24 protein-coding genes are annotated in these 25,028 nt (G+C 47.4%); 14 read left to right on the top strand and 10 right to left on the bottom strand.

Features of this window, described 5'->3' with window-relative positions; all coding sequences use genetic code 11:
* Positions 1-14 precede the first annotated feature (14 nt).
* A complete protein-coding gene (gene galU, locus VC188_RS01600) occupies positions 15-899 on the top strand; it encodes a UTP--glucose-1-phosphate uridylyltransferase GalU (protein WP_323482815.1) in 885 nt (294 codons plus the stop codon).
* 90 nt (positions 900-989) lie between these two features.
* Here galU and VC188_RS01595 read toward each other — a convergent pair whose 3' ends face one another.
* Positions 990-1,235 carry a sulfurtransferase TusA family protein gene (locus VC188_RS01595; protein ID WP_216860890.1) on the bottom strand — a complete coding sequence of 82 codons (246 nt, stop codon included), beginning with the start codon at positions 1,233-1,235 and terminating at the stop codon, positions 990-992.
* The gene (gene alaS / locus VC188_RS01590; RefSeq protein ID WP_323482814.1) at positions 1,232-3,856 is read right to left on the bottom strand and encodes an alanine--tRNA ligase; all 2,625 of its coding nucleotides are present in this window, start codon (positions 3,854-3,856) and stop codon (positions 1,232-1,234) included. The genes VC188_RS01595 and alaS overlap by 4 nt, the downstream gene beginning before the upstream one ends.
* 121 nt (positions 3,857-3,977) lie before the next feature.
* Here alaS and VC188_RS01585 point away from each other — a divergent pair, with 121 nt between their 5' ends.
* The 3 genes from VC188_RS01585 (at position 3,978) to VC188_RS01575 (ending at position 7,813) form a co-directional block, all read left to right on the top strand.
* A complete protein-coding gene (locus VC188_RS01585; RefSeq protein ID WP_072582849.1) occupies positions 3,978-4,436 on the top strand; it encodes a tripartite tricarboxylate transporter TctB family protein in 459 nt (152 codons plus the stop codon).
* A gap of 18 nt (positions 4,437-4,454) precedes the next feature.
* Entirely contained in the window at positions 4,455-5,957 is a 1,503-nt protein-coding gene (locus VC188_RS01580; RefSeq protein ID WP_072582848.1) for a tripartite tricarboxylate transporter permease, read from the top strand.
* An 83-nt stretch (positions 5,958-6,040) separates the two neighbouring features.
* The gene (locus tag VC188_RS01575) at positions 6,041-7,813 is read left to right on the top strand and encodes a glutamine--tRNA ligase/YqeY domain fusion protein (protein WP_323482813.1); all 1,773 of its coding nucleotides are present in this window, start codon (positions 6,041-6,043) and stop codon (positions 7,811-7,813) included.
* Here VC188_RS01575 and VC188_RS01570 read toward each other — a convergent pair.
* Positions 7,794-8,690, bottom strand: a complete 897-nt coding sequence (locus VC188_RS01570; protein ID WP_323482812.1) for an SDR family oxidoreductase — start codon at positions 8,688-8,690, stop codon at positions 7,794-7,796. The genes VC188_RS01575 and VC188_RS01570 overlap by 20 nt on opposite strands.
* A gap of 27 nt (positions 8,691-8,717) precedes the next feature.
* Between VC188_RS01570 and VC188_RS01565 the strand changes: the two genes are divergently transcribed.
* Positions 8,718-9,758 carry a CDP-6-deoxy-delta-3,4-glucoseen reductase gene (locus VC188_RS01565; RefSeq protein ID WP_216242593.1) on the top strand — a complete coding sequence of 347 codons (1,041 nt, stop codon included), beginning with the start codon at positions 8,718-8,720 and terminating at the stop codon, positions 9,756-9,758.
* A gap of 77 nt (positions 9,759-9,835) precedes the next feature.
* Positions 9,836-11,029 (top strand): acetylornithine transaminase, encoded by a 1,194-nt coding sequence (locus VC188_RS01560; protein WP_323482811.1) that lies wholly within the window; start codon positions 9,836-9,838, stop codon positions 11,027-11,029.
* 3 nt (positions 11,030-11,032) lie between these two features.
* Here the strand turns inward: VC188_RS01560 and ispH are convergent, their stop codons facing one another.
* Together ispH and VC188_RS01550 are read right to left on the bottom strand one after the other, a co-directional pair.
* A complete protein-coding gene (gene ispH, locus VC188_RS01555) occupies positions 11,033-11,974 on the bottom strand; it encodes a 4-hydroxy-3-methylbut-2-enyl diphosphate reductase (protein WP_323482810.1) in 942 nt (313 codons plus the stop codon).
* 3 nt (positions 11,975-11,977) lie between these two features.
* The gene (locus VC188_RS01550) at positions 11,978-12,424 is read right to left on the bottom strand and encodes an FKBP-type peptidyl-prolyl cis-trans isomerase (RefSeq protein ID WP_072582845.1); all 447 of its coding nucleotides are present in this window, start codon (positions 12,422-12,424) and stop codon (positions 11,978-11,980) included.
* Between the two features lie 30 nt (positions 12,425-12,454).
* Between VC188_RS01550 and radC the strand changes: the two genes are divergently transcribed.
* From radC to rpmG, 3 genes are all read left to right on the top strand, one after another.
* Entirely contained in the window at positions 12,455-13,150 is a 696-nt protein-coding gene (gene radC, locus VC188_RS01545; protein WP_323482809.1) for a RadC family protein, read from the top strand.
* 144 nt (positions 13,151-13,294) lie between these two features.
* Positions 13,295-13,528, top strand: coding sequence for a 50S ribosomal protein L28 (rpmB, locus tag VC188_RS01540; protein WP_011903570.1), 234 nt, complete (start codon positions 13,295-13,297; stop codon positions 13,526-13,528).
* 11 nt (positions 13,529-13,539) lie between these two features.
* A complete protein-coding gene (gene rpmG, locus VC188_RS01535; RefSeq protein ID WP_015421876.1) occupies positions 13,540-13,707 on the top strand; it encodes a 50S ribosomal protein L33 in 168 nt (55 codons plus the stop codon).
* A gap of 91 nt (positions 13,708-13,798) precedes the next feature.
* Here rpmG and VC188_RS01530 read toward each other — a convergent pair whose 3' ends face one another.
* The 3 genes from VC188_RS01530 to purN are packed head-to-tail and all read right to left on the bottom strand — an operon-like array spanning position 13,799 to position 17,206.
* Positions 13,799-14,992, bottom strand: a complete 1,194-nt coding sequence (locus VC188_RS01530; RefSeq protein WP_323482808.1) for an acyl-CoA desaturase — start codon at positions 14,990-14,992, stop codon at positions 13,799-13,801.
* Between the two features lie 28 nt (positions 14,993-15,020).
* Entirely contained in the window at positions 15,021-16,580 is a 1,560-nt protein-coding gene (locus tag VC188_RS01525; RefSeq protein WP_323482807.1) for an RsmB/NOP family class I SAM-dependent RNA methyltransferase, read from the bottom strand.
* Positions 16,577-17,206, bottom strand: coding sequence for a phosphoribosylglycinamide formyltransferase (purN, locus tag VC188_RS01520; RefSeq protein WP_323482806.1), 630 nt, complete (start codon positions 17,204-17,206; stop codon positions 16,577-16,579). Before purN ends, VC188_RS01525 begins: the two co-directional genes overlap by 4 nt.
* Before the next feature lie 39 nt (positions 17,207-17,245).
* Here purN and VC188_RS01515 point away from each other — a divergent pair, with 39 nt between their 5' ends.
* The 5 genes from VC188_RS01515 to dut are packed head-to-tail and all read left to right on the top strand — an operon-like array spanning position 17,246 to position 23,244.
* The gene (locus tag VC188_RS01515; protein WP_323482805.1) at positions 17,246-18,196 is read left to right on the top strand and encodes a bifunctional riboflavin kinase/FAD synthetase; all 951 of its coding nucleotides are present in this window, start codon (positions 17,246-17,248) and stop codon (positions 18,194-18,196) included.
* Complete coding sequence (gene ileS, locus VC188_RS01510; RefSeq protein WP_416350479.1) at positions 18,171-21,050, top strand: isoleucine--tRNA ligase; 2,880 nt, start codon at positions 18,171-18,173, stop codon at positions 21,048-21,050. Before VC188_RS01515 ends, ileS begins: the two co-directional genes overlap by 26 nt.
* An 11-nt stretch (positions 21,051-21,061) precedes the next feature.
* The gene (lspA, locus tag VC188_RS01505) at positions 21,062-21,553 is read left to right on the top strand and encodes a signal peptidase II (protein WP_323482803.1); all 492 of its coding nucleotides are present in this window, start codon (positions 21,062-21,064) and stop codon (positions 21,551-21,553) included.
* A gap of 9 nt (positions 21,554-21,562) precedes the next feature.
* The gene (gene coaBC / locus VC188_RS01500; RefSeq protein WP_323482802.1) at positions 21,563-22,774 is read left to right on the top strand and encodes a bifunctional phosphopantothenoylcysteine decarboxylase/phosphopantothenate--cysteine ligase CoaBC; all 1,212 of its coding nucleotides are present in this window, start codon (positions 21,563-21,565) and stop codon (positions 22,772-22,774) included.
* A gap of 20 nt (positions 22,775-22,794) precedes the next feature.
* The gene (gene dut, locus VC188_RS01495) at positions 22,795-23,244 is read left to right on the top strand and encodes a dUTP diphosphatase (protein ID WP_323482801.1); all 450 of its coding nucleotides are present in this window, start codon (positions 22,795-22,797) and stop codon (positions 23,242-23,244) included.
* Between the two features lie 10 nt (positions 23,245-23,254).
* Here the strand turns inward: dut and VC188_RS01490 are convergent, their stop codons facing one another.
* Positions 23,255-24,634, bottom strand: coding sequence for an APC family permease (locus VC188_RS01490; RefSeq protein ID WP_323482800.1), 1,380 nt, complete (start codon positions 24,632-24,634; stop codon positions 23,255-23,257).
* A gap of 137 nt (positions 24,635-24,771) precedes the next feature.
* Positions 24,772-25,005, bottom strand: coding sequence for a hypothetical protein (locus tag VC188_RS01485; RefSeq protein WP_323482799.1), 234 nt, complete (start codon positions 25,003-25,005; stop codon positions 24,772-24,774).
* Positions 25,006-25,028: the final 23 nt, after the last annotated feature.

Here is a 25,028-nt window from a genome sequence, read left to right as displayed (position 1 = left end):
CGATTGGAAGTTATATGCCATTAAAAACTAAAGCAGTCACCAAAGCAGTTTTTCCAGTCGCAGGCTTAGGCACACGCTTTTTGCCAGCTACGAAGGCGAGCCCAAAAGAGATGCTTAATGTGGTTGATAAACCACTCATTCAATATGCTGTTGAGGAGGCTATTGCTGCAGGCATCACTGAAATGATTTTTGTTACTGGTCGCAGCAAACGCGCTATTGAAGATCACTTTGATAAAGCGTATGAACTTGAAGCGGAGTTAGAGGCTAAAAATAAGCAAGCCCTGCTTGACATCGTTCGCAGCGTTAAACCCAGTCACGTGGATTGCATATATGTGCGTCAACCTGAAGCGCTTGGCTTAGGTCACGCAGTATTGTGCGCAGAAAAATTGGTACGCGATGAGCCATTCGCCGTGATCTTGGCTGATGACCTATTGGATGGAAAACCTCCAGTTCTTAAGCAAATGCTAAAGGTATTTGAGGAGCAAAATGGCTCTGTACTTGCGGTGGAAAAAATTGATCCCGCAAAGAGCAGCTCTTATGGAATTGTTTCTGGATCTGAAGTAATTAAAGGCATCTATCGCCTAGATGGCATAGTAGAAAAGCCTCAACCAAAAGATGCGCCATCTAATTTGGCGGTGGTTGGCCGTTACGTTCTCTCCTCAGACATCTTCACCCATATTCGCAATCTCAAACCAGGTGCGGGCGGAGAAATCCAACTCACCGATGCAATTGCCGCATTACTCAAAGAAGAGCCGGTATTCGCTTACGAATACGATGGCGTGCGCTATGACTGCGGTAGCAAATTGGGCTACCTCAAGGCCTCCGTGGAGTTTGCCCTGCGTCACCCAGAGGTTTCAGCAGACTTTGCCGCTTATCTAAAGAGCCGCTCTTTAATGTAATCGTTTTTGAGTTTGAATAAAAAAGGCAGAGATTTTTCTCTGCCTTTTTGTTTGATCCCTTACCAAGAGGTATGAGCGTCAGAATTTTTCTTATCTGCGCTTCATAAAGAAAACCAGTACATCACCTTCTGTAGTGCTTGCAAGCAACTCATTACCAGTTTGCTTGGCAAATGCAGGGAAGTCATGAGCGGCGCCCGCATCGGTTGCCTTAATCTTTAAGACTTCACCGGACTGCATCGTTGCCAAGGCTTTTTTAGTACGCAAGATAGGCAATGGGCAGTTCATACCAATTGCATCTACCTCTGCATTAAAAGCAATATTCACTGGTTCACTCATTTGCTTGCTATCCAGTCTTTAACGCCCTCTAAAGCAGCGCCCAGCTTACTAGGATCAGTTCCGCCGGCCATCGCCATTTCTGGTTTACCGCCGCCTTTACCGCCCACTTGTTGGGCAACAAAGTTCACGAGATCGCCTGCCTTTACTTTGCCAATCGAATCAGCCGTTACACCAGCAATCAAACTCACCTTATCGCCCTGAACCGAAGCCAACACAATAGCAGCGGTTTTGAGCTTAGCTTTGAGAGCATCCATCGTTTCACGAAGCACGCTAGCATCAGCACCATCAAGTCGAGCAGCAAGGACTTTAATGCCATTCACATCAATGGCTTGACCCGCCAACTCATCACCCTGGCTGGCAGCCAACTTAGAGTTCACTTTTTCTAAATCGCGCTCCGCTTGACGCAGGCTTTCTTGAAGTTGCGCAACGCGATTAACCAAATCACCAGGGTGGGTTTTGAGAATCGCCGCAGCTTCATTAATCTTGTCTTCTAAACCTTGCAAGAAATGCAGCGCGTTATTACCAGTAACAGCCTCAACACGGCGGATGCCGGCTGCAACACCGCCCTCCGAAACAATCTTCAAGCTGCCGATATCACCAGTACGTCCTACGTGAGTACCGCCACAAAGTTCTTTAGAAGAACCTATCTCCAGTACTCGCACTTCTTCGCCGTACTTCTCGCCAAACAACATCATGGCTCCAGTCTTTTGCGCATCATCCAAAGACATGACTTTGCCTGAAGTGGCTGTGTTTTCCAGAATCTCTTGATTAACAATATTTTCAATGCGACGAATTTGCTCAGCGGTAATCGGTGCGTTGTGAGTAAAGTCGAAACGGGTCTTAGTGGCATCTACCAATGACCCTTTTTGTTGCACATGATCGCCCAGCACTTCACGTAAGGCTTTGTGCAAGATATGAGTAGCGCTGTGGTTACGCATCGTGTCGGTTCTTTGCTGATTGTCTACTAACGCATTAATAGCATCACCCACCTTAAGCTCACCCTCAAGCACTTCACCTTGATGACCAAATACATCAGCTTGAATCTTGAAGGTATCTTCAACTGCAAAACGAATACTGTCGTTGCGCAGCTCGCCTTTGTCCCCTACTTGACCCCCAGATTCAGCATAAAAAGGGGTGTTATCCAAAACAATCACGGCAGCATCGCCCGCTTTAACAGAGGGGACGGCAGAACCATCTACATACAAGGCGGTTACTTTGGCGCCCTCATGCTTTAAGGTGTCATAACCATGAAATTGCGTAGGCTTGCCTTTGTAATCCAGACCCTGAGCTACCTTGAATTTGCCTGCGGCTCTTGCTTGATCACGTTGCTTCTGCATCGCTACTTCAAAACCATCTGCATCAACAGTAACGCCACGTTCGCGACAAACGTCAGCCGTTAAATCCAATGGGAAACCAAAAGTGTCATGCAAACGGAAAGCAGTTTCTCCATCGACTACTTTTGCGCCGCCAGCTAAAGCACCATCCAAAATTTCCATGCCATTGGCAATCGTTTGGAAGAAGCGCTCTTCTTCTTGCTTAATAACTTCGCTGACTTTATCTTGTGCGGCGCGCAACTCCGGATAGGCTTCGCCCATCTCTTTAACGAGCGCAGGAACCAACTGATAGAAGAATGGTTTACGTGCACCCAGCTTATAACCATGACGAATCGCGCGACGTGCAATGCGGCGTAATACATAACCACGACCAGCATTACCTGGAATGACACCATCAACGACAATAAAGCTACATGCGCGAATATGATCTGCAATCACTTTGAGTGATGGGCTTTGTGCGTCACAATTCTCGCCACCAGCAGCATCTACAGCCCCCTTGGAAGCTTTGAGGAGATTGACAAAGAGGTCAATTTCATAATTGGAGTGAACATGCTGCAAGACTGCTGCAATACGCTCAAGACCCATGCCTGTATCAACACTAGGCTTAGGTAGCGGATGCATTACACCGGCCTCGTCACGGTTGTACTGCATGAATACGTTATTCCAAATTTCGATGAAGCGGTCACCATCTTCATTAGGACTTCCAGGAGGACCTCCAGGAATATGTTCGCCGTGATCGTAGAATATTTCAGTGCAAGGTCCGCAAGGACCTGTATCACCCATCATCCAAAAATTATCCGATGCGTAACGCGCGCCCTTGTTATCTCCAATGCGAATAATGCGATCGGCGGGCACACCAATTTGCTTATTCCAAATGTCATAAGCCTCGTCATCTTCAGCATAGACAGTGACTAGGAGTTTTTCTTTTGGCAACTGGAAAACTTGGGTCAATAAATCCCAGGCAAATTGAATAGCGTCCTTCTTGAAATAATCTCCAAAAGAGAAATTACCCAACATTTCAAAAAAGGTATGGTGACGCGCGGTGTATCCGACGTTATCCAAGTCATTGTGCTTTCCACCGGCTCGGATGCACTTCTGAGCAGTCGTCGCGCGGTTATATGGGCGCTTATCGAAGCCCAAAAACACATCCTTAAATTGGTTCATGCCTGCATTAGTAAATAGCAGGGTTGGGTCATCCCCTGGCACTACTGGGCTGGAAGGGACGATTTGGTGACCTTTTTGGGCAAAGAAGTCCAGATAGGCCTGGCGAATTTGGGAGACTTTCATGGCAATAATTATCGCATTGGCACCTGTCTAGGGCAAACCCTAGACAAGATCCCCGTATCCTGCCTTACAATCGCTCAACATCAATAAATCGACAAATAAGTCGGTAATTAAGGAGCGCAACTTGGAAATCCGTAATCAAAAAGATTTTGGGGCCGGCCTAATGTATATGGTCATTGGTCTCTTTTTTACCTTCATGGCTACCCAGTACCCAATGGGAACTCCCGCCAAAATGGGGCCTGGATACTTCCCCTTCTGGCTTGGCCTAGTTATGACAGCCCTGGGCTTAATAATCCTAGTGAAGTCACTCAGTGCCAAAGCAGCGATTGAAAAAATCCCTCCTTTCAACTGGAAGGTCATTGGCCTCATTACTGGATCCGTCATTGCATACGGCGCCCTCCTACCAACGATGGGCTTTATCGTAGCGGTCTTCGTTTTGGTATTTATGTCAGCCAGCGCAAGTCATGAATTTCATTGGAAAGGCACTTTAATCAATGCCACATTTCTAATTGTTTTCACTTATTCGGTATTCGTTTTGGGTCTGAAATTGCAGTTCCCATTACTGCCTTTCTTTCTTCAATAACGTACCGGGATACTGAAAATGGACTTATTTGCTAATTTAGCTCTCGGTTTTGATACCGCGTTTACATTACAAAATCTTCTTTACTGTCTGATCGGCTGTGTATTGGGAACCCTGATTGGCGTGTTGCCAGGCTTGGGTCCAATCGCCACGATTGCCATGTTATTGCCAGCTACTTATGCCTTGCCTCCAATCGCTGCATTGATTATGTTGGCTGGTATTTACTACGGCTCACAGTACGGTGGCTCTACAACAGCGATTCTGTTGAACATCCCAGGAGAAACATCCTCGGTGGTGACGGCGATCGATGGCTACCAAATGGCCAGAAATGGTCGAGCTGGTGTTGCATTGTTCACTGCCGGCATGGGTTCATTCTTTGCGGGTTGCGTGGCAACTTTAGTGTTGGCCGCTTTTGCTGCACCCCTCTCACAGTTGGCATTTAAATTTGGGCCCGCTGAATATTTCTCTCTCATGGTCTTGGGTTTGATTGGTGCAGTGGTCTTAGCATCCGGCTCTCTGATCAAAGCGATCGGCATGATCGTCTTGGGTCTTCTAATGGGCTTGATCGGCACCGACGTTAACTCGGGTGTATCGCGTTATGCGTTTGATATTCCTGAATTAAGTGACGGTATTGGTTTCGTAGCTGTTGCTATGGGTGTATTCGGTTTCGCAGAAATCATGGGCAACCTTGAGAAGACCGATGAGGACGAAGGCTTCCTCAATAAGATGACCACCATGATTCCTACCAAGGAAGACGTCAAACGCATGATTCCGTCTATCTTGCGTGGTACTTTTATTGGCTCAATTTTAGGCATCCTGCCAGGCGGAGGAGCAGCCTTGGCATCTTTCGGCGCCTACTCTGTCGAGAAGAAATCCTCCAAATACAGCCATGAGTTTGGTAAAGGTGCGATTGAGGGTGTAGCTGGTCCAGAGTCAGCCAACAATGCTGCTGCTCAAACATCATTTATTCCTTTACTTACCTTAGGTATCCCACCAAACGCAGTGATGGCATTAATGGTTGGCGCGATGACTATTCATAATATTCAGCCTGGCCCACAAGTCATGACCAGCAACCCTGCTTTGTTCTGGGGTCTGATCGCTTCCATGTGGATTGGTAACGTGATGTTGATTCTCTTGAACTTGCCCTTGATTGGTATCTGGGTAAAGTTACTGAAGATTCCTTATCGCTTCATGTACCCAGCCATTCTGGTTTTCTGCTGTATCGGCGTCTATACCGTAAACAACACTGTGTTTGACGTATACGTGACCGCTGCCTTCGGCATCATTGGTTACCTCTTCTTCAAACTGGGTTGCGAACCGCCTCCTTTGCTTTTGGGCTTCGTACTTGGACCAATGATGGAAGAGAACTTCCGCCGCGCATTATTGTTATCCCGTGGCGATTTCACTACCTTCTTGACTCGTCCACTTTCCTTGGGATTACTGATTGCATCAGCACTCTTGGTGGTCATGGTTACCTTGCCGGCAGTCAAGAAGACTCGCGAAGAGGCGTTTGTCGAAGACTGATTGTCTTAGACCTACCGGAAACGAGCCCGCAGCTGTTTGCGGGCTTTTTCTTTATGGGCCGGGGTTTTCTCTACAATGTGGCTATGTCCCAAGATAGCAAACCCTCCAAAGCAAATGCCGGCGCTGTAGCCGAATCGTCTAATTTCTTGCGTCAGATCATCGATCATGATTTGGCAAGCGGGGCTTTTGCACAGCGCACCAATCTTGCTGGGGAATCTATCCCATCGATCATCACCCGCTTTCCACCAGAACCTAATGGCTACTTACATATTGGTCACGCTAAAAGCATTTGTCTGAACTTTGGATTAGCTGCTGATTACAACAATCAAGCTGGGGGTGCGCGCTGCAATATGCGTCTAGATGACACCAACCCAGTTAAAGAGGATGTGGAATACGCCGACAGCATTTTGGATGCAGTGAAGTGGCTAGGTTTTGATTGGGGAACCCATCTTTATCACGCAAGCGACTACTTTGACAAACTCTATGAGTTTGCTGAAATCTTGATTCAGAATGGCAAAGCGTATGTCGATAGCCAAAGTGCTGATGACATTCATACCAATCGAGGTAACTTTGGCCAAGCTGGAAAAAATAGTCCTTACCGCGATCGCAGCCCAGAAGAGAATCTCTCCTTGTTCCGCGAAATGCGTGATGGGAAGTTCAAGGATGGCGAGCATGTATTGCGCCTGAAAATTGACATGACGCATCCCAACATTGTGATGCGTGATCCCGTGGTTTACCGCATCCGCCATACCGATCACCACCGCACTGGCAGCAAATGGTGCATTTACCCTTTATATGACTTCACACATTGCATCTCTGACGCATTAGAGAATGTCTCCCACTCCATCTGCACACTAGAGTTCGAGAACAACCGCCCCTTGTACGATTGGATTGTGAATTCATTAAAAGAATTGGGTGTCTTTAAGGACCCGGTGCCACATCAATATGAGTTCGCACGCCTCAACCTGACTTACACCATCACCAGCAAACGTAAGTTACTGCAGCTTGTAGAAGAAAAGCATGTTGAGGGTTGGGATGATCCTCGAATGCCAACCATCGTAGGCATTCGTCGCCGTGGTTACACTCCTGAAAGTATTCGCTTATTTTGCGAGCGCATTGGTGTCTCTAAAGCTGATAGCTGGATTGATATGAGCACCCTTGATCAAGCATTACGCGATGATCTAGAAGTCAGGGCTCCACGCGCTACTGCGGTACTCAAACCACTCAAGCTCGTAGTGGAAAACTTTGATGCCTCAGTAAAAGAAGCATGCTCTGCTCCACGCCATCCGAATCAACCCGAGTGGGGCAATCGTGAATTTCATTTCACGCGCGAACTGTGGATTGAAGCAGACGACTTTATGAAGGAACCCATCAAGGGATTCTTCAGACTTTATCCACCGATTGGAGATCAGCCTGGTAGCCGTGTTCGCTTACGCCATGGCTTTGTAGTGGAATGCACTGGTTTTGAAACCGACGCACAAGGGAATGTCACCCAAGTCAACGTGACACACTTTCCCGATAGCAAGAGCGGCACCGCTGGCTCTAATAACTACAAGGTCAAGGGCAATATTCACTGGATTAGCGCGGCTGAAGCGATTCCTGCAGAAGTGCGTCTATACGATCACCTGTTTAGCGACCCCCACCCAGATAGTGGTGACAAGAATTTCTTAGAATCGATCAATCCAAATTCAAAGCAAACAATTGCCGCTTACTTAGAACCCTGCATGAAAGATGCCAAAGCAGAAGATCAATTCCAGTTCGAGCGTCACGGCTACTTTGTTGCAGACAAGAATGACTCCAAACCTGGCAAACCAGTATTCAACCGTTCGGTTGGCCTCAAGGATTCCTGGAAATAGTTTTTAGAAAATGTCCTACGCTGGGATAGCGTAGCGGTGTTTTTAATTCCGGTAGGCGCTGATTGGTAACCCTGCGTGACTCGCGCATAAAGGACCAAAGCATCGGACTAACAATTTTTTGCAACTCGCCGCCAGGCAATCTGGCTGGCCTTTCCAGACCAAAAGCATCCGCCACTTCATCAAAGTAATCACCCATTTTGGTCTCGCCACCATCACAGGCATTAATGATGCGCTGGGGTTTGCCGTGATAAACCGCTGCACACACTAACCTTGCCAAATCATCGCTGTGAATATGATTGGAATAAGCATCTTCCTCTGGCAGCAATGCGGGTGTTTGCGCCTGAAGCCTCTCAATCGGCAAGCGGTCTGCCGCATAAATTCCCGGGACGCGCAAAATAGTCAAAGTCACTCCATGGGCGGGCGCCCATAAACGGAGAATTCTCTCGGCATCCACCCTTCTTTGCGCACGCTCACTTTGGGGGCTTACTGGGGTAGCCTCACTCACCTTTCCACCCCTATGATCACCGTAAACACCCGTGGTGCTGATATAAATCAGGCGCCTGACGGCATTGGAGCCTTGGGCTAAAATTCGGAGAAGGTTGCGGGTTCGGCAATCACGATTTCCACCATTTTGCGGTGGCGCTAGATGAATGACGGTTTGAGCTAAACCGCTAAGGCGCCATAAAGACTCTGGATGATCCAGATTACCCAAAATAGGAATCGCGCCAACCGCCCTCAACTCCTGAAAGCGATTTTGTTGAGAAGTGAGCGCAAAGACACGGTGGCTTCGCGAAAGTTGTTTGGCTACCCGAAGACCGATGTCTCCGCAGCCAATAATCAGGATTGAAGGCTTACCAAAAGATTGCATAAGTGACATCGTAACGATTTATTGAAAGGAATGAGAGTGTCTTATCAGGTCACGCTCAAAACGAGCGGCAAACAATTTACTGTCAATTCAGATGAAAATCTTCTGGAGGCCGCTCTTCGTCAAGGTATCAACCTGCCCTATGGCTGCAAAAATGGTGCCTGTGGCTCTTGCAAAGGTAAAGTTTTAGAAGGTCAAGTCACTCATGGCCAGCATAGTGAAAGCGCTCTGAGCAAGGCCGATGAGACTGCGGGTGGCATTCTGTTTTGCTGCTCCCATCCCCAATCAGACCTGCTGATTGAAGCTCGTGAAGTCCAAGGAGCGGGCGATATTGCGATTCGTAAGGTGCCTTGCCGAGTCAACGCGATTACCAAACCTAGTGGTGATGTCGCCATTCTCAAGCTTCAATTACCTGCTGCAGAACGCTTTCAGTTCTTAGCTGGGCAGTATTTGGAGTTTCTCCTTAAGGATGGCCAACGCCGTGCTTACTCAATCGCCATCGCGCCTGAGCAAGAAGGTCCGCTTGAGTTGCATATTCGTCATTTGCCAGGCGGCCTCTTTACTGACTTTGTGTTTGGTGCCATCACGCCCGCATTAAAAGAAAAAGATATTCTTCGTTTTGAAGGTCCCTTGGGGAGCTTTTTCTTAAGAGAAGATTCTAAGAAACCAATTATTTTTGTTGCAGCTGGCACGGGCTTTGCCCCAATCAAATCCATCATCGAACAAATGCGGGCGAAAAAGATTCATCGACCCATTCATTTGTATTGGGGTGGCCGTCGCCCTAGTGATCTGTATTTAGATGATTTGTGCAAAGCCTGGGAAAAAGAAATTGCTGACTTTAAATACATCCCAGTGATTTCAGATGCCTTTGCAGAGGATGGCTGGCAAGGTCGCACTGGCTTTGTGCATCAAGCTGTGATGACTGACCATCCTGATATGAAGGGCTTCCAGGTCTATGCCTGTGGCGCCCCAGTCATGGTCAATGCCGCCAGAAATGACTTCTCATCCAAGTGTCAATTACCAGAGGAGGAGTTCTTTGCTGACTCCTTCACCAGCGCGGCTGATGTAGCCACCGCATAAGTCCTGCGCCATAAAACCCATTCGGTTAGATAATAGAAACTTCATTTCACCCTGTCACCCTCACCCCTTAAATCAGCATGAATAAGCCAACCCAGACGATCGATACCCACTCAGTCATGTTTATTACACCGCGCCCTGATGTGATCATGGTCGAAGGTAAGGGTTCATGGCTCACTGATAACAATGGGAAACGCTATTTGGATTTCTTGCAAGGCTGGGCCGTTAATTGCCTAGGTCACTGCAACCCAGGAATGATTGAGGCGCTCAATAAACAAGCGAAGACGCTCATTAATCCTAGTCCGGCATTCTTTAACGAACCGATGATTGGCTTATCGAATCTACTGACTCAGAACAGCTGCTTTGATAAAGTCTTCTTTGCCAATAGCGGAGCTGAAGCCAATGAAGGTGCAATCAAGTTAGCGCGCAAATGGGGTCAACTCAATAAATCTGGTGCCTTTGAAATTATTACCTTTGATCACAGCTTTCATGGTCGCACATTAGCCACAATGAGCGCTTCTGGAAAGCCAAACTGGGATACGATGTTTGCTCCGCAAGTAGCGGGCTTTCCGAAGGCGGATTTAAATGATTTGGAATCCGTTAAGAAACTCGTGACCGACAAAACCGTTGCAGTCATGCTTGAACCTGTGCAAGGCGAGGGTGGCGTGATTCCAACGACTCAAGAATTTATGCGTGAACTACGTAAGTTCACTAAAGAAAATAATATTCTGTTAATTGCCGATGAAGTACAGGCTGGTTGCGGCCGTACCGGTGCGCTCTTTGCTTACCAAAACTACGGCATCGAGCCAGACATCATGACTTTGGGCAAAGGTATTGGTGGAGGCGTTCCGCTAGCAGCCCTATTGGCAACAGATGCGGTAGCTTGCTTTGTACCTGGCGATCAAGGTGGAACCTATAACGGCAACCCCCTCATGACTGCTGTTGGAATTAGCGTCATTGAGCAACTGTTAGCCCCAGGTTTTTTAGATAGCGTCAAAGCTAAAGGTGAATTACTCAAGTCTGAATTACTCAAGCTTTGTGCAGAATTTAATCTTGAAGGCGAGCGTGGCGAAGGATTACTGCGCGCATTGATGCTTGGAAAAGATATTGGCCCAAAACTGGTTGATCTTGCCAGAGATCGTGGCCCAGAAGGTTTGTTGATTAATTCACCAAGACCAAACTTGTTACGCTTTATGCCTGCTTTAAATGTATCTGATGATGAAATTCGTCAGATGTGTAATATGCTGCGTGAGCTACTAAAGCAGGTCGACTAAACTCTACCCAACTAGGTTTTTGGGTAGAGAGAAAGTTACTTCCTCTATCACTCCATCAAGTGCCCGAACCTGTCTTGGGCCAAACTCCTGAATGCGACTCACAATCGATTGCGCCAAGCTCTCTGGCGCCGATGCGCCCGCAGTTAAACCAACCCGTTTTTTTCCAGCGAACCATTCTGACTTCAGCTGATCTGGTGAATCCACCATGTAAGACGGAACACCGAGCTTTTCAGAAAGCTCACGCAAGCGATTAGAGTTCGAGCTTGTCGCGCTCCCCACCACAATAACCACCTCAACCTGAGGCGCCATGAATTTCACAGCATCTTGGCGATTCTGGGTAGCGTAACAAATATCTTGCTTACGGGGCTGAACAATATTGGGAAACTTCATCGTTAGCGCATCGACAATTTCTTTTGTCTCATCTACTGAGAGTGTTGTCTGGGTAACAAATGCAATCTTTTCATCGGGCGGGAAAGGCAAAGAACCCACATCGCCAACTTTCTCAATTAAGAAAACACCTTCCTTAACTTGCCCCATCGTTCCTTCAACTTCAGGGTGACCCGCATGACCAATCATCAATACCGTGAAGCCATCTTTGCACATCTTGACAACCTCAAGGTGAACCTTGGTAACCAAGGGGCATGTAGCGTCATATACCTGCAAACCCCGCGCCTCAGCATCCTTGCGCACTTCCTGAGAAACGCCATGAGCACTAAATACAACAATGCCCCCTTTGGGAACCTCATGCAATTCTTCTACGAATACCGCGCCCTTCTCGCGCAACTCATTGACTACATAAGCGTTGTGCACAATTTCATGTCGCACATATATTGGTGCGCCAAAGCGAATGAGTGCCTCATTGACGATATTAATAGCACGATCTACACCCGCGCAAAACCCCCGCGGCTGAGCCATCAAAATTTCTGGGTTATTAAAGTCGCTCATGGTTTACAAAATCGCCACAATCTCTGCTTCAAAAGTCACCGGTCTGCCCGCCAGAGGATGATTGAAGTCAAACCAAGCTCCCTCTTCATTAATCGATTGCAGTACACCCGCGTATTGAGCGCCGCCTGGTGCATTGAACTCAATCACATCACCAGGATTAAATTCCACATCGTCATCGCGACCTTCTTTAAGCGCCTTCAAAGATACCCATTGCACTAAATCTTCTTTGCGCTCACCAAAACTTTCTTCCGGCGCAAGCAGCGCACTTTTTTTCTCGCCTACACCCAAGCCTAGCAATACATTCTCAAAGCAAGGAGCAAATTGTCCAGACCCCATCAAAACCGTCGCAGGACGATCGACAAAAGTGTTGATGTAATCCTCCCCACTGGGCAAAGTGAGCCGATAGTTGAGGGTCAGATAGGAATTAGGCAAAACAGTAAGCTTAGTCATAAGGTGATTGTATCTAGGCCTGCGCTGGCCGTGCATTCCCCCATTACGGGCTGGCCAAAAAATGAGCAGCCTCGAGAAAAACTGCGTTTAAATGGCGCAGCGGCACTTTCCGATGCAGAGCTACTTGCCATCTTTTTACGAGTTGGGGTTAAGGGAAAAAGTGCTGTCGCCTTAGCTAAGGATCTACTGCATCACTTTGGGAGTCTCCCCCGACTATTAGCCAGCACTCCCGAAGAATTCACGCGCCTCCATGGCATGGGGCTTTCTAAATGGTCTCAAATTCAGGCGGCATATGAGCTAGTTAAGCGAAGCCTAGAGGATGGCTTGACCCATGACCCTATCTTTTCATCGCCTAACCACGTCAGAGAGTTCTTGCAGGCCAAAATTGGCCACCTCCCCCATGAGGTCTTTCTGTGTCTCTACTTGGACTCCCGGCTTCACTTGATTGAGTGTGATGAGCTTTTTAGGGGGTCTATTGCCCAAACAGCCATCTACCCCCGTGAAATCCTAAAAGAGGCCCTTGCTAAAAATGCTAGCGCCCTCATCGTGGCCCACAACCACCCCAGCGGCAATCCATTACCGAGCGAAGCAGATCAAAAACTCACCAAAGTACTAGCAAATGCCTTGCAACTGGTAGATATTCAGCTCTTGGATCACTGTATTGTGAGTGGCAGCGGTTTTTTCTCTTTTTCTGACTCTGGGCTTATGGATATTGGTCTTAAATGATAGTAAATGCTAACTTGATAGGTAATTTTCTACCTAGATACCCCCTTTATGCTCAATTCCCCCTAAACAAAGCCATTTAGGGCTAGCCGAAAATAGGCTGAGACTGATACAATCTTCTTTTTTCGCAATTAATGGAGTTATGTCATGGCAAAAGTTTGCCAAGTCACTGGGAAGAAGCCGATGGTTGGCAACAATGTATCCCATGCAAACAATAAAACGAAGCGTCGCTTTTTGCCGAATTTGCAAAATCGTCGTTTCTGGGTTGAATCTGAAAACCGTTGGATTAGCTTGCGCTTAACCAATGCTGGTTTGCGCGTTATCGACAAGAACGGCATCGATGCTGTGTTGTCTGATCTTCGTGCACGTGGCGAAATTTAAGGAGCGCACAAATGGCTAAAGGCGGCAGAGAAAAAATCAAGTTAGAGTCATCAGCAGGTACTGGTCACTTCTACACAACTTCAAAAAACAAGCGTACAAAGCCTGAGAAAATGGAGATCATGAAGTTTGATCCAACCATTCGCAAGCACGTTGCTTACAAAGAAACAAAGCTGAAGTAATTACTTCTTTCAACAAATAAAAAACCCGCTACTTCAGCGGGTTTTTTATTGTCTAGAAATTCTTCCAAGCACTTGGCTTGAAATTTTTCCTTTAGGCGTAACGACGTAATCTCAACGAGAACTCACGTAGGCTTGTTAAGCCACTTTCTTCGGCGCGCTGACACCAAGAGTGCAACTGAGAGAGTAACTGCTCTTTAGTGGCATTAGAGCGACCCCAGATAGCCTGTAGATCACGACGCATCTCAATCATCTTGCGTAGCTGAGCATTACTCGCCATGAGCTCCTCAAGCTTTACTTTCTCTTGCTCAGTTAAACGAGTTTCATCTTTGGCCAGCCAAGTACGCGCATCAGTTAAATGCGTAGCTAAGACCTGCATATGCTGCACTTCATTACTAAAGAAGTTGCGCAATGTCTTGCTGTAGCGCGCCATAATTTCATAGCGGTTTGCAATGATGGCTTCTAAAGTGCTCTGGTCAGCAGGACGCAAATCACTCAGCACCGGCTTAGGTGGTGTCTTCTTCACAGTAGCCAAGCCAACTGCACTCATGATCTGGATATACATCCAACCAATATCAAACTCATACCATTTGTTTGACAGCTTTGCGCTCGTTGCAAAGGTGTGATGATTATTGTGTAACTCTTCACCACCAATCAAAATACCCCAAGGCACAATATTTCGGGAAGCATCTTCGTAATCAAAATTACGATAGCCCCAATAGTGGCCGATACCGTTAATAATGCCGGCCGCAGTAATCGGAATCCAGAGCATTTGTACTGCCCAAACTGTTAAGCCAATCGCGCCAAACAAAAATACATCGATGATGAGCATGATGGCAACGCCCTGCCAAGAAAACTTAGAGTAGATGTTGTGCTCGATCCAGTCATCTGGAGTGCCGTGACCAAACTTATCTAAGGTCTCTTGATTAGCCGCTTCTTTTTTATAGAGCTCAGCGCCACGAGAGAGTACTGTATTAATACCCAAAACCTGTGGGCTATGAGGATCATCAACAGTTTCACATTTAGCGTGATGTTTGCGATGGATGGCCGCCCACTCTTTGGTAACCATGCCGGTTGTTAGCCAAAGCCACAAACGGAAGAAGTGAGAAACAATGGGATGCAGATCCAAAGCCCGGTGGGCTTGGCAGCGGTGCAAGAAAATCGTTACCGCAGCAATCGTGATGTGCGTAACGATTAAGGTGAAAACAACTATCTTCCACCAAGACCAATCCAAATATCCATTAGCAAGCCAATGGAGGAACAAATCAAAACCTGAAGCTGTATTCAAAAGGGAATCCCTAAAGAGGTCTAAAACTTTATTTTAGTTCTTTAGGGGCCTTCTTGTTTTTGACCTTAGTCTCTTTTTGAGGGTCTTTTTCTGACTCGACAACTGGGGCAGCAGCTTTTTTCTGGAATACAGCCCCAAAAAAGCCATCGGTTCCATGAATATGGGGCCATAACTGCCACCAAGGATTATCCGAGCTACAACCTACTGGTAATTTATCCTTAGGAAACAACGGCTTAAGAACTTCAGCTGCCGGAACAGCCTCAAATTGAGGATGTTTTGCCAGAAAATCTTCGGCAATAGCTTGATTCTCCTGGGGTAACAGGCTGCAGGTGGCATAAACCAAGCGTCCGCCTGGTTTTAGCAAGCGCGCAGCTGAGGCCAAGATATTCATCTGCTTCTGATTGAGCTCCAAGACTCCAGCGGGGGTCTGGCGCCATTTCAGGTCGGGATTACGTCGTAAGGTACCCATGCCACTACAAGGGGCATCTACTAGGACACGATCAATCTTGCCGGCCAAGCGTTTGATCTTGGCGTCATTCTCACTATCAATCCACACTGGATGCACATTAGAAAGGCCACTACGTGCCTGCCTTGGCTTCAAATTCGCTAAACGACGCTCTGATGTATCTAAAGCATACAAACGCCCTGTAGAGCGCATGATCGCCCCAATGGCCAAAGTCTTGCCGCCAGCTCCAGCGCAAAAGTCAACAACCATCTCACCACGTTTAGGTGCGAGTAAGTAAGCCAAAAGCTGACTACCTTCATCTTGAACTTCAAACATGCCGGCTTTAAAACCAGCAGTATTTTGCAGAGCAGGTTTGCCCATAATGCGCACGCCATCAGGCGCATAAGGAGTTGGAATTGCTTGATAGCGACCACCCAATGCATTCATCTGCACAAGCAGTTCTTCACGATTGGTTTTCATGGTGTTCGCACGTAAATCTAACAGTGCTGGATGCATTAATGACTTAGCTAACTCTTCACGAGCTTCTTCACCAGGATATTTTCCAAATGCATCCCATAACCACTCTGGCAAATTGTTGCGCACGAGAGGATTTAATGCCGCAGGATCAACCGTTGCAAAACGTTGCAGCCACTCATATTCACCGGGCTTAAGAACGTGCGCCAAGTCGGCGATAGCGCTCTCTGCACGATTAGCAGAACCCAATCCACCTTCAGAAAGCGCGGACAGCAAACCCAATAGGGCTAAGCGTCTAGGCTGAGAGCCTTCGCCGCTCGAAGCAAATTGAGAGAACTCATTTTTACGACGCAAAATGGCGAACGCACTCTCAGCAATCAAAGCACGATCGCGATTTCCGAGTTGTTTTTCTTCTCTGAAATAACGACTAACCACTCGGTCAGCTGGCTGTTCAAAACTCAGCAATTCGGGAAGTAAACGCTCCAGATGAATTGCATGCTGCGGTAATGCTTTCGCATTGGAAAAATTCTTTTGGCCTTCTGGCGCAATTAAATTACCACTGGCATTACGACGCTCGGGACGACGCAATGGATCTTTCGATTTAGTCGCGTAACTTTTGTGTGGGGCTAGTCTGCTGCCAGATCTGCGGGGTGGACGTTCTGCACTCATAATTTAAAAAATTGCGACTCCGGGGGTTGTAACTTCACTTGATTACCTTCTATGCGCAATCGTCCATCAAGGAACCATTTTACGGCCCGCGGATAAATTTGATGCTCGGCAGCCAAAACACGGTCAGCCAAGGTGTCCGCGTCATCACTTTCCAGCACTGGAACGGAGGCCTGACAAATAATCGGACCCTCATCCACACCCTCATTCACGAAGTGCACGGTGGCACCATGCTCCTTCACACCAGCCTCCAGAGCCCGCTCGTGGGTATGTAAACCGGGGAAGGCGGGCAACAAGGCTGGATGGATATTGATCAAGCGACCCTCAAAATGGCGAATAAAGCCTGGAGTCAAAATTCTCATAAAGCCTGCAAGAACCACCAAATCAGCCCCTAAGGCATCAATCTGCGCAATTAAGGCAGCATCAAAGGATTCTCGGGTTACATGCTCTTTATGCTCAATGGTAAAGGCCGGAATACCCTGCGAGCGAGCAAAATCAAGGCCCTTAGCCGCCGAGTGATTCGCTATAACCCCAGCAAAAGTGACTGGCCATTGCTCTTTTTGAGCCATTTTGACGATGGCCTCGAAATTAGATCCGCGGCCGGAGATTAAGGTGACGATAGAAGGCATGCCCACAATATAATTGATGGCTACCCTGAAAGCGATTTTGTGAACGTATTCCGTGGCCCCACCCAGTTTTCTGCAGGACCTGCTTGTGCCCTAACCATCGGTAATTTCGATGGCGTGCACAGGGGTCATCGCGCCCTGCTCAAGGAGTTGGTTGATGGCGCCAAGGATCAAGGTCTGGTCAGTTGCGTAATGACCTTTGAGCCACATCCAAAAGAATTCTTTGCACCAGAACAAGCCCCGCCCCGCATTCTGAATTTGCGTGACAAATTAGCCGCACTTGCCGAGCTTGGAATGGATCGTGTTGTTGTAGAGCACTTCAACTCTGCTTTTGCCAAACTGTCGCCCGAAGAATTTGTTTCAGAAATTATTGTCAAACGACTGAACGCTAAATGGATTTTGATTGGAGATGATTTTTGCTATGGTGCAAAACGTGCAGGCAACTTTGCCAGCCTGAAAGCTGCCGGTGAAAAATATGGCTTTGAAGTATCTAGCATCCAAACCATTCAAGAAAATGGTGAGCGTATTTCTAGTTCTGCACTTCGTACTGCGCTAGCTTCTGGTGACATGCAGTTAGCTGAAAAATTATTAGGGCGTCCTTACGGAATATCTGGGCACGTGCTTCATGGTCAGAAACTAGGACGTCAACTTGGGTTCCCCACTTTGAATTTAGCAGTTGCCAATCATCTCCACCATCGCAAACCGGCAACAACCGGAATCTTTACTGCGCAGGTTTTAGGTCTAACAGATAAACCCCTTCCCGCAGTAGCTAGCTTGGGTGTTAGACCAACAGTAGAAGATGAAGGCAGAGTATTGCTAGAAACCCACATCTTTGATTACAACGCGGATGTTTACGGAAAAATTATTACCGTAGAGCTATTAGAAAAAATCCGTGATGAGGCGAAGTACCCAGACCTCGAAACCCTTACACAGGCGATTGCAGCAGATGCAACGCATGCCAGAAATTATTTCCAGAAAAAAGCTTATGTCTGAAAAAGAAAACACTTACCCCGTCAATCTACTAGACACTTCTTTCCCAATGCGAGGAGATCTAGCTAAGCGCGAACCACAATGGGTGGCTGGCTGGCAAAAAAACAAGCTCTACGAAAAGATTCGTGCGGCCCATGCCAATCAACCAAAATTCATTCTGCACGATGGCCCTCCTTATGCAAATGGCGATATTCATATCGGACACGCAGTAAACAAGATTTTGAAAGACATGATCGTCAAATCACGCTGGCTCATGGGCTTTGACTCTGTTTATGTACCCGGCTGGGATTGTCATGGCATGCCGATTGAAATTCAGATTGAAAAAGAATTTGGCAAGAATTTACCAACTGCCGAAGTGCAATCCAAAGCACGTGCCTATGCTCATGTTCAAGTGGAAAAACAGAAGAAAGATTTTGAACGCTTAGGTGTATTAGGCGATTGGAATAACCCCTACCTCACTATGAACTTCCGCAATGAGGCTGATGAAATTCGCGCCCTTGGGAAAATCTGGGAAAAAGGATATGTCTTCCGCGGATTGAAACCGGTGAACTGGTGCTTTGATTGTGGCTCCGCGCTAGCTGAAGCGGAAGTGGAATACCAAGATAAAACTGACCCAACGGTGGATGTTGGCTTTGCCTTTGATGATGCACAGCGCCCACAGCTAGCAAAAGCATTTGGACTTGCCGAGCTATCAAATAAACCAGGTCAAATTGTCATCTGGACAACAACCCCTTGGACCATTCCCGCCAACCAAGCAATGAATGTCCACCCAGAACTAACTTACGCTTTAGTAGATGTTGGAAACAAGTTATTAATTCTGGCAAAGGACCGAGTTGAGATTTGTTTGCAAGACTATGGCCTAGAGGGCGAAGTGATTGCCACTTGCCAGGGTGCTCAATTGGCAAACATTTCTTTTTGGCATCCGCTAGCACCGTTACACGAAGGCTATAAAAGACTCTCACCAATTTATCCCGCAGAGTACGTTACGCTCGATACGGGTACCGGCATTGTTCACTCAGCGCCCGCCTATGGTGAGGAAGACTTTAAATCCTGCAAAGCCAATAAGCTTGCCGATAAAGACATTCTCAATCCAGTGATGGGTAATGGGGTGTACGCATCATGGTTGCCACTCTTCGCTAATGAATACATCTGGAAAGCAAATCCCAAGATTGTTGAAGCGATGCGCGAAGCAGGTAGCTTGTTACGCGATAAAACTTACACTCACTCATACATGCATTGCTGGCGTCACAAGTCGCCTATTATTTATCGCGCAACCTCACAATGGTTTGCCAGCATGGACAAGAAACCATCCGATGGCAAAGCAAGCTTGCGTGAGACTGCATTAGCGGGCATCGATAACACTGAGTTCTTCCCGGCATGGGGCAAACAACGTCTTAACAGCATGATTGCCAATCGCCCTGACTGGACTTTGTCACGTCAGCGCCAATGGGGCGTGCCAATGGCGTTCTTTGTACATAAGGAAAGTGGTGAGCCACATCCACGTACTGTTGAACTACTCGAAGAAATCGCTAAGCGTGTAGAAAAAGAAGGTATTGAAGCCTGGCAAAAATTGGAAGTTGCCGAGCTACTGGGCGAAGAAGCTGCCCAGTATGAAAAGAACCGTGACACCTTGGATGTCTGGTTTGATTCTGGAACAACCCATTGGCATGTCATTCGTGGATCACACCGTAACGAACTACTCACTGCAGATGCAGAAACGCCCAATGGTCGCTTGGCCGATTTATATCTCGAGGGATCAGACCAGCACCGTGGTTGGTTCCACTCCTCATTGCTAACTGGCGCCATGCTCGATGGCAAGCCGCCATATAAGGCACTCCTTACGCATGGCTTTACCGTCGATGGTCAAGGCCGCAAGATGAGTAAATCTGTCGGCAATGTGATTGCGCCTCAACAAGTTGCCGACAAACTCGGTGCTGAGATCATTCGCCTCTGGGTTGCCTCTACCGACTACTCAGGTGAAATGACGATCTCAGACGAGATTCTCAAACGCGTTACTGAGAGCTATCGTCGTATTCGTAATACTTTGCGCTTCTTGCTAGCCAACCTATCAGATTTTGATCCTAGCAAGCACACGATGCCTGCTGAGCAGTGGCTTGAGATTGATCGCTACGCAGTTGCTCTTGCTAATCAATTGCAGAGTGATACTGAGGCGCATTACAAAGCATATGAATTCCAACCAGCAGTAGCTCGCATGCTGTCTTTCTGCTCCGAGGACTTGGGCGGCTTCTATTTGGATATTCTGAAGGATCGCCTCTACACGAGCGCACCCGACTCTCCTGACCGTCGCACTGCTCAGAACGCCCTATTCCATATCACCCGAAACCTCTTAAAGTGGCTATCGCCATTCCTCTCCTTCACCGCAGAGGAAGCCTGGAAAGACTTCCCCCATGGCTCAGGCAGCAAGCCTGCAGAATCGATCTTTATGGAAGAGTTCGGCAAGTTCCCTAAGATTGCTCATGCTGAGGAATTGCTGGCTAAATGGAATCGTATTCGTGAAATTCGTTCTGAAGTGACTAAAGCAATTGAGGTTGAGCGCGAAGCAGGTAACGTAGGCTCATCGCTGCAAGCTGAACTCACGATCAAAGTCGGTGATGTTGATTTCGCCATCCTCCACTCATTAGAAGATGATTTACGCTTTGTAACCATCACCTCTAGCGCCAATATTGAACTCAGTAATGAGGGGTTAGAAGTTTTGGTACGCGGCAGCCAATATAAAAAATGTGGTCGCTGCTGGCATCACACCAAAGATGTAGGAAGCAATGCCGACCATCCAGAATTATGTGGTCGCTGTATTAGCAACTTGTTTGGTGATGGTGACCATCGCCTCTTCGCTTGAGTAGCAGCCATATGAAAAGTCTTGCTCTACCTCGTTATCTAGCAATTGCTGTCGTCGTGTTATTGCTAGATCAACTTAGCAAGTGGTCGGCGCTCAGTAATTTGCAAATGGGTGTGCCTGAACCCGTTTTGCCTTTTATGAACTGGTTACTTCTCTTTAATCCTGGCGCAGCATTTTCATTTCTGGCGCAAGGCTCTGGTTGGCAGCGCTGGTTCTTCACCATTCTTGGGCTAGCGGCATCCGTTTACATTATTTGGATGCTATATAAAAACCAAAGCGATAAGCTACTCTGCACAGCCTTGAGCCTCATTCTAGGCGGCGCACTGGGCAACGTCTTGGATCGCGTGATGTATGGCGCTGTAGTTGACTTCGTTGACTTACATTACGGTCTTTGGCATTGGCCTGCCTTTAATGTGGCTGATAGCGCCATCTGCATTGGTGCCGCCCTTATTATTTGGGGTGAATTACGCAAGTCATTTGGCAAATCTGCCCAATCCCATTAAGCTGGCGCCATGCAATCACTTATTAATAAGAAGATCGTTCTCGGAATCTCTGGTGGGATAGCGGCCTATAAAGCCCCTGAGCTTGCACGTCAACTCATGCAAGAAGGCGCATCCGTACAAGTAGTGATGACCGAGGCTGCACAGCAATTTGTGACCCCTGTAACTATGCAAGCCCTCACTGGTAATCCGGTTTACTTGAGTCAATGGGATAGCACCATTCCAAACAATATGGCGCACATTGAGTTATCACGTTCTGCAGATGTGATTCTGATTGCGCCAGCAAGTGCAGATCTCATGGCCAAGCTTTCTCTGGGCTTAGCTGATGACTTACTGACTACCTTATGTCTTGCAAGAGATTGCCCTCTATTACTCACGCCGGCCATGAACAAGCAGATGTGGGAACATGCGGCTACCCAAAGAAGCGTTAAAAGACTTGCAGACGATGGCGTTACCCTTCTTGGGCCTGCCAGCGGCTTCCAAGCTTGTGGCGAAGTGGGCATGGGCAGAATGCTCGAGCCTGCTGAAATCACTGAGCAAGTCATTGCCTTCTTTCAGAAAAAAGTATTGGCCGGTAAAAAAGTATTAATTACTGCAGGCCCCACATTTGAAGCAATTGATCCAGTGCGCGGCATTACCAATCACAGCTCGGGCAAGATGGGTTTTGCAATCGCAAGAGCTGCGGTTGAGGCTGGCGCCCAAGTCCATTTAATTGCTGGGCCTTGCGATCTCAATACTCCGCTTGAAGCTACCGGAAAAATTACCCGCACCAATGTCGTTAGCGCCAAAGAAATGCATGCAGCAACCCTGAACGCAGCTGACTGCGATATTTTCTTTGCAGTCGCCGCCGTTGCTGACTGGGGTATTGCCAAGCCTGCCAAAGAGAAGATGAAACGCCAAGGTAACCAAGCACCTCATTTAGAGTTTTCAGCTAACCCAGACATTCTGCTTGATGTTGCTAAGACAGTGAAAACTAAAGGCGGTAAGCCGCACCCCTATTGCGTAGGCTTTGCAGCAGAGTCAACTGATCTAGAAAAACATACTGATGAGAAGCGTCAGCGCAAAGGCATTCCGATGATTGTTGGCAACATTGGTCCCGATACATTCGGCAGCGACCTCAATCAATTGCTCGTGATTGACACCAGCGGCAGCAAAAAAATTGCTAAAGCAGAAAAGCTTCAGCTTGCACGTCAACTCATTGCGCTAGTTGCTAAGAAAATTTAAATCCCCGTTTTAGGAACATCATGCAATCCCTCCAAGTCAAAATTCTCGATGAACGTATGCGCGATCAGTTGCCAAGCTATGGCACCCCTGGCAGCGCTGGATTAGATCTGCGTGCCTGTATTGACGAAGCGATTGAAATTGCCCCTGGTCAAACGGTGCTTGTGCCTACTGGATTGGCGATCTATGTTGAAGATCCAGGCTATGCGGCCTTTATTCTGCCGCGTTCTGGCCTAGGCCATAAGCACGGCATTGTGCTCGGTAACTTAGTTGGCTTAATTGACTCTGACTATCAAGGCCAGCTGATGGTGAGCACTTGGAATCGCGGCTCCACCACATTCAAGCTCGAGCCGATGGAGCGTTTGGCTCAGTTGGTTGTCATGCCGGTACAACAAGTAGAGCTCAAGGTAGTTGACGAGTTCACCGAGAGTAGTCGTGGCGCCGGTGGCTTTGGCAGCACAGGACGCGCCTAATTAAAATACTCTAACGAGTGGTAGCGAGCGCTCTTTTGCGACTAAACGCTAAGGGCAGAAAACCTAGAAGCAAACCTCCAACTCCCATCATGATGGTAAATGCATCAAAAGTGGGGATGCTGTAAATAGCAACGAATACCATGAATGCGCCTGAGAACCCAGGCCATATGACATATGCCATGGCTGATCCGAAGCCGGCATTGAGTTTTTTTCTGTAATGCCATGCACAAGCAAAGCCAGTCAAACTCATATAAAAACAAATCTGAAATCCAATTGCCAAAATGGAGCTGGTCAAGATTGCTTTCACTGAAGGCATAAAGGATGAGGAAAAAAGTAACACCACACCTAAAAACCAAATAACAAAAGTAGCCACCCAAGGGGTCTTATATTGGTCATGCACTTTTGCGTAGACGGGATGCAACATACCATCTCGCGCCATTGCAAACATGCTGCGACTGAACTGCAAAATTTGAGTCTCTATCGTTCCGACCGTGCTAAATATGGTGCAAAAGACTGCAAGATAACTCCAGGGTGCCGGGAATAATTTATTGGCAATTGCAAAAAGGACATTGGTACCAGAGTCGGCAATTTCACGATCAGTTAAGACCATTAAAACCACAACCATCATCAGCACAAAGAAAAGCATCATATTCAGTACTGACCAAAATGCCCCCTTGCCTGCAGCCCCACCTGCGTTTTTTTGCCCACCCTTACTCTCCTCGCTTAAGTTCATGGTGACATCCCAGCCCCAGAAGAAAAAGATGGCCGTAAGCGCACCCGTAGCAAATAGTTGCGGAGAAAATGAGAGCGGAGAAATCCATACAAAGGAAGGTGGGTGTGCCGGATTTGACCAGTAACTCATCAGTCCACCAGCAATCAGGATGAATAAAATAACAGACTCAAAAAGAGTGAGCGCGATTTGCATAAAACTGGAATGCTTTATGCCCCGCCCAACAATTAATGAAACCACCGTCAACCAGACGGCAGCTATTGCGGAAATGAGTTGGGTGTTTTCAGCTTGATCAGGAGCGATGAGCAGCAAGGTGGAACTAGCCGCAGGAATGGTTGCCGAAACCATGAAAAAAATAGAGGCAATCAATAAACCCCAGCCAGCAAAGAATCCCCAAGCAGGTCCAAAAACATGACCCACCCAAGCATAAGCAGCACCAGCGTTAGGCTGAATCTTGCTCAAATGAATGAAAGCTAAGGTGATCCCAAACATGATGAGACCACAATACAAAATGCTCCCTACAGATAAAACACCGACCGAGGCAACAATAGCGGCACTAGTTACGGCAACACTAAAGGCGGGTGCGGTCCCCGCAATACCCATAATGATTGACTCAAATACGCCTAGTGAATTTTTTGCCAAACCATCGGATGAGCTCATATATAGAAATATTGCTTAAATTGCCTAAAGAAGAGATTCTATTCTTAAATAACCTGAGCAACTAACTTCAGCACATTGCTTGCAACCAAGCAATAAAAAAGCCACCCAAAGGTGGCTCTTCTTAGATTACAAATTACTTACTTGCGAATATGGGCCTTACGAGCCGCATCTTGTGACATGCCTGCACCAGCGCCTTCACGAGATTCTTTTGCAGCAGTAATTTCTTTTCGGCGCTCTTTGCAAGAACCAGCAATCTCCTGCAAAGCCTTACGAGCGCGTGCTGCAGAAGCTTTAATACCTTTGCCTTGAAACTTTTCATTCTCAGCTTTGTAATTTTCAAAAGCTTCTAGTAATTTATCGTGATGAGACATATCTTCCTTTTTTGGGTGGTTTT

Source organism: Polynucleobacter sp. MG-28-Ekke-A2 (assembly GCF_035012985.1).
Lineage (GTDB): Bacteria > Pseudomonadota > Gammaproteobacteria > Burkholderiales > Burkholderiaceae > Polynucleobacter.
This window is presented reverse-complemented; position numbering and strand designations above follow the sequence as displayed.

Bases quoted from the DNA above. Each gene is read 5' to 3' on its own strand.
- galU (WP_323482815.1), top strand. From the start codon at position 15: ATGCCATTAAAAACTAAAGCAGTCACCAAAGCAGTTTTTCCAGTCGCA.
- VC188_RS01595 (WP_216860890.1), bottom strand. From the start codon at position 1,235: ATGAGTGAACCAGTGAATATTGCTTTTAATGCAGAGGTAGATGCAATT.
- alaS (WP_323482814.1), bottom strand. From the start codon at position 3,856: ATGAAAGTCTCCCAAATTCGCCAGGCCTATCTGGACTTCTTTGCCCAA.
- VC188_RS01580 (WP_072582848.1), top strand. From the start codon at position 4,455: ATGGACTTATTTGCTAATTTAGCTCTCGGTTTTGATACCGCGTTTACA.
- VC188_RS01575 (WP_323482813.1), top strand. From the start codon at position 6,041: ATGTCCCAAGATAGCAAACCCTCCAAAGCAAATGCCGGCGCTGTAGCC.
- VC188_RS01570 (WP_323482812.1), bottom strand. From the start codon at position 8,690: ATGTCACTTATGCAATCTTTTGGTAAGCCTTCAATCCTGATTATTGGC.
- VC188_RS01560 (WP_323482811.1), top strand. From the start codon at position 9,836: ATGAATAAGCCAACCCAGACGATCGATACCCACTCAGTCATGTTTATT.
- ispH (WP_323482810.1), bottom strand. From the start codon at position 11,974: ATGAGCGACTTTAATAACCCAGAAATTTTGATGGCTCAGCCGCGGGGG.
- VC188_RS01550 (WP_072582845.1), bottom strand. From the start codon at position 12,424: ATGACTAAGCTTACTGTTTTGCCTAATTCCTATCTGACCCTCAACTAT.
- rpmB (WP_011903570.1), top strand. From the start codon at position 13,295: ATGGCAAAAGTTTGCCAAGTCACTGGGAAGAAGCCGATGGTTGGCAAC.
- rpmG (WP_015421876.1), top strand. From the start codon at position 13,540: ATGGCTAAAGGCGGCAGAGAAAAAATCAAGTTAGAGTCATCAGCAGGT.
- VC188_RS01525 (WP_323482807.1), bottom strand. From the start codon at position 16,580: ATGAGTGCAGAACGTCCACCCCGCAGATCTGGCAGCAGACTAGCCCCA.
- purN (WP_323482806.1), bottom strand. From the start codon at position 17,206: ATGCCTTCTATCGTCACCTTAATCTCCGGCCGCGGATCTAATTTCGAG.
- lspA (WP_323482803.1), top strand. From the start codon at position 21,062: ATGAAAAGTCTTGCTCTACCTCGTTATCTAGCAATTGCTGTCGTCGTG.
- coaBC (WP_323482802.1), top strand. From the start codon at position 21,563: ATGCAATCACTTATTAATAAGAAGATCGTTCTCGGAATCTCTGGTGGG.
- dut (WP_323482801.1), top strand. From the start codon at position 22,795: ATGCAATCCCTCCAAGTCAAAATTCTCGATGAACGTATGCGCGATCAG.
- VC188_RS01490 (WP_323482800.1), bottom strand. From the start codon at position 24,634: ATGAGCTCATCCGATGGTTTGGCAAAAAATTCACTAGGCGTATTTGAG.
- VC188_RS01485 (WP_323482799.1), bottom strand. From the start codon at position 25,005: ATGTCTCATCACGATAAATTACTAGAAGCTTTTGAAAATTACAAAGCT.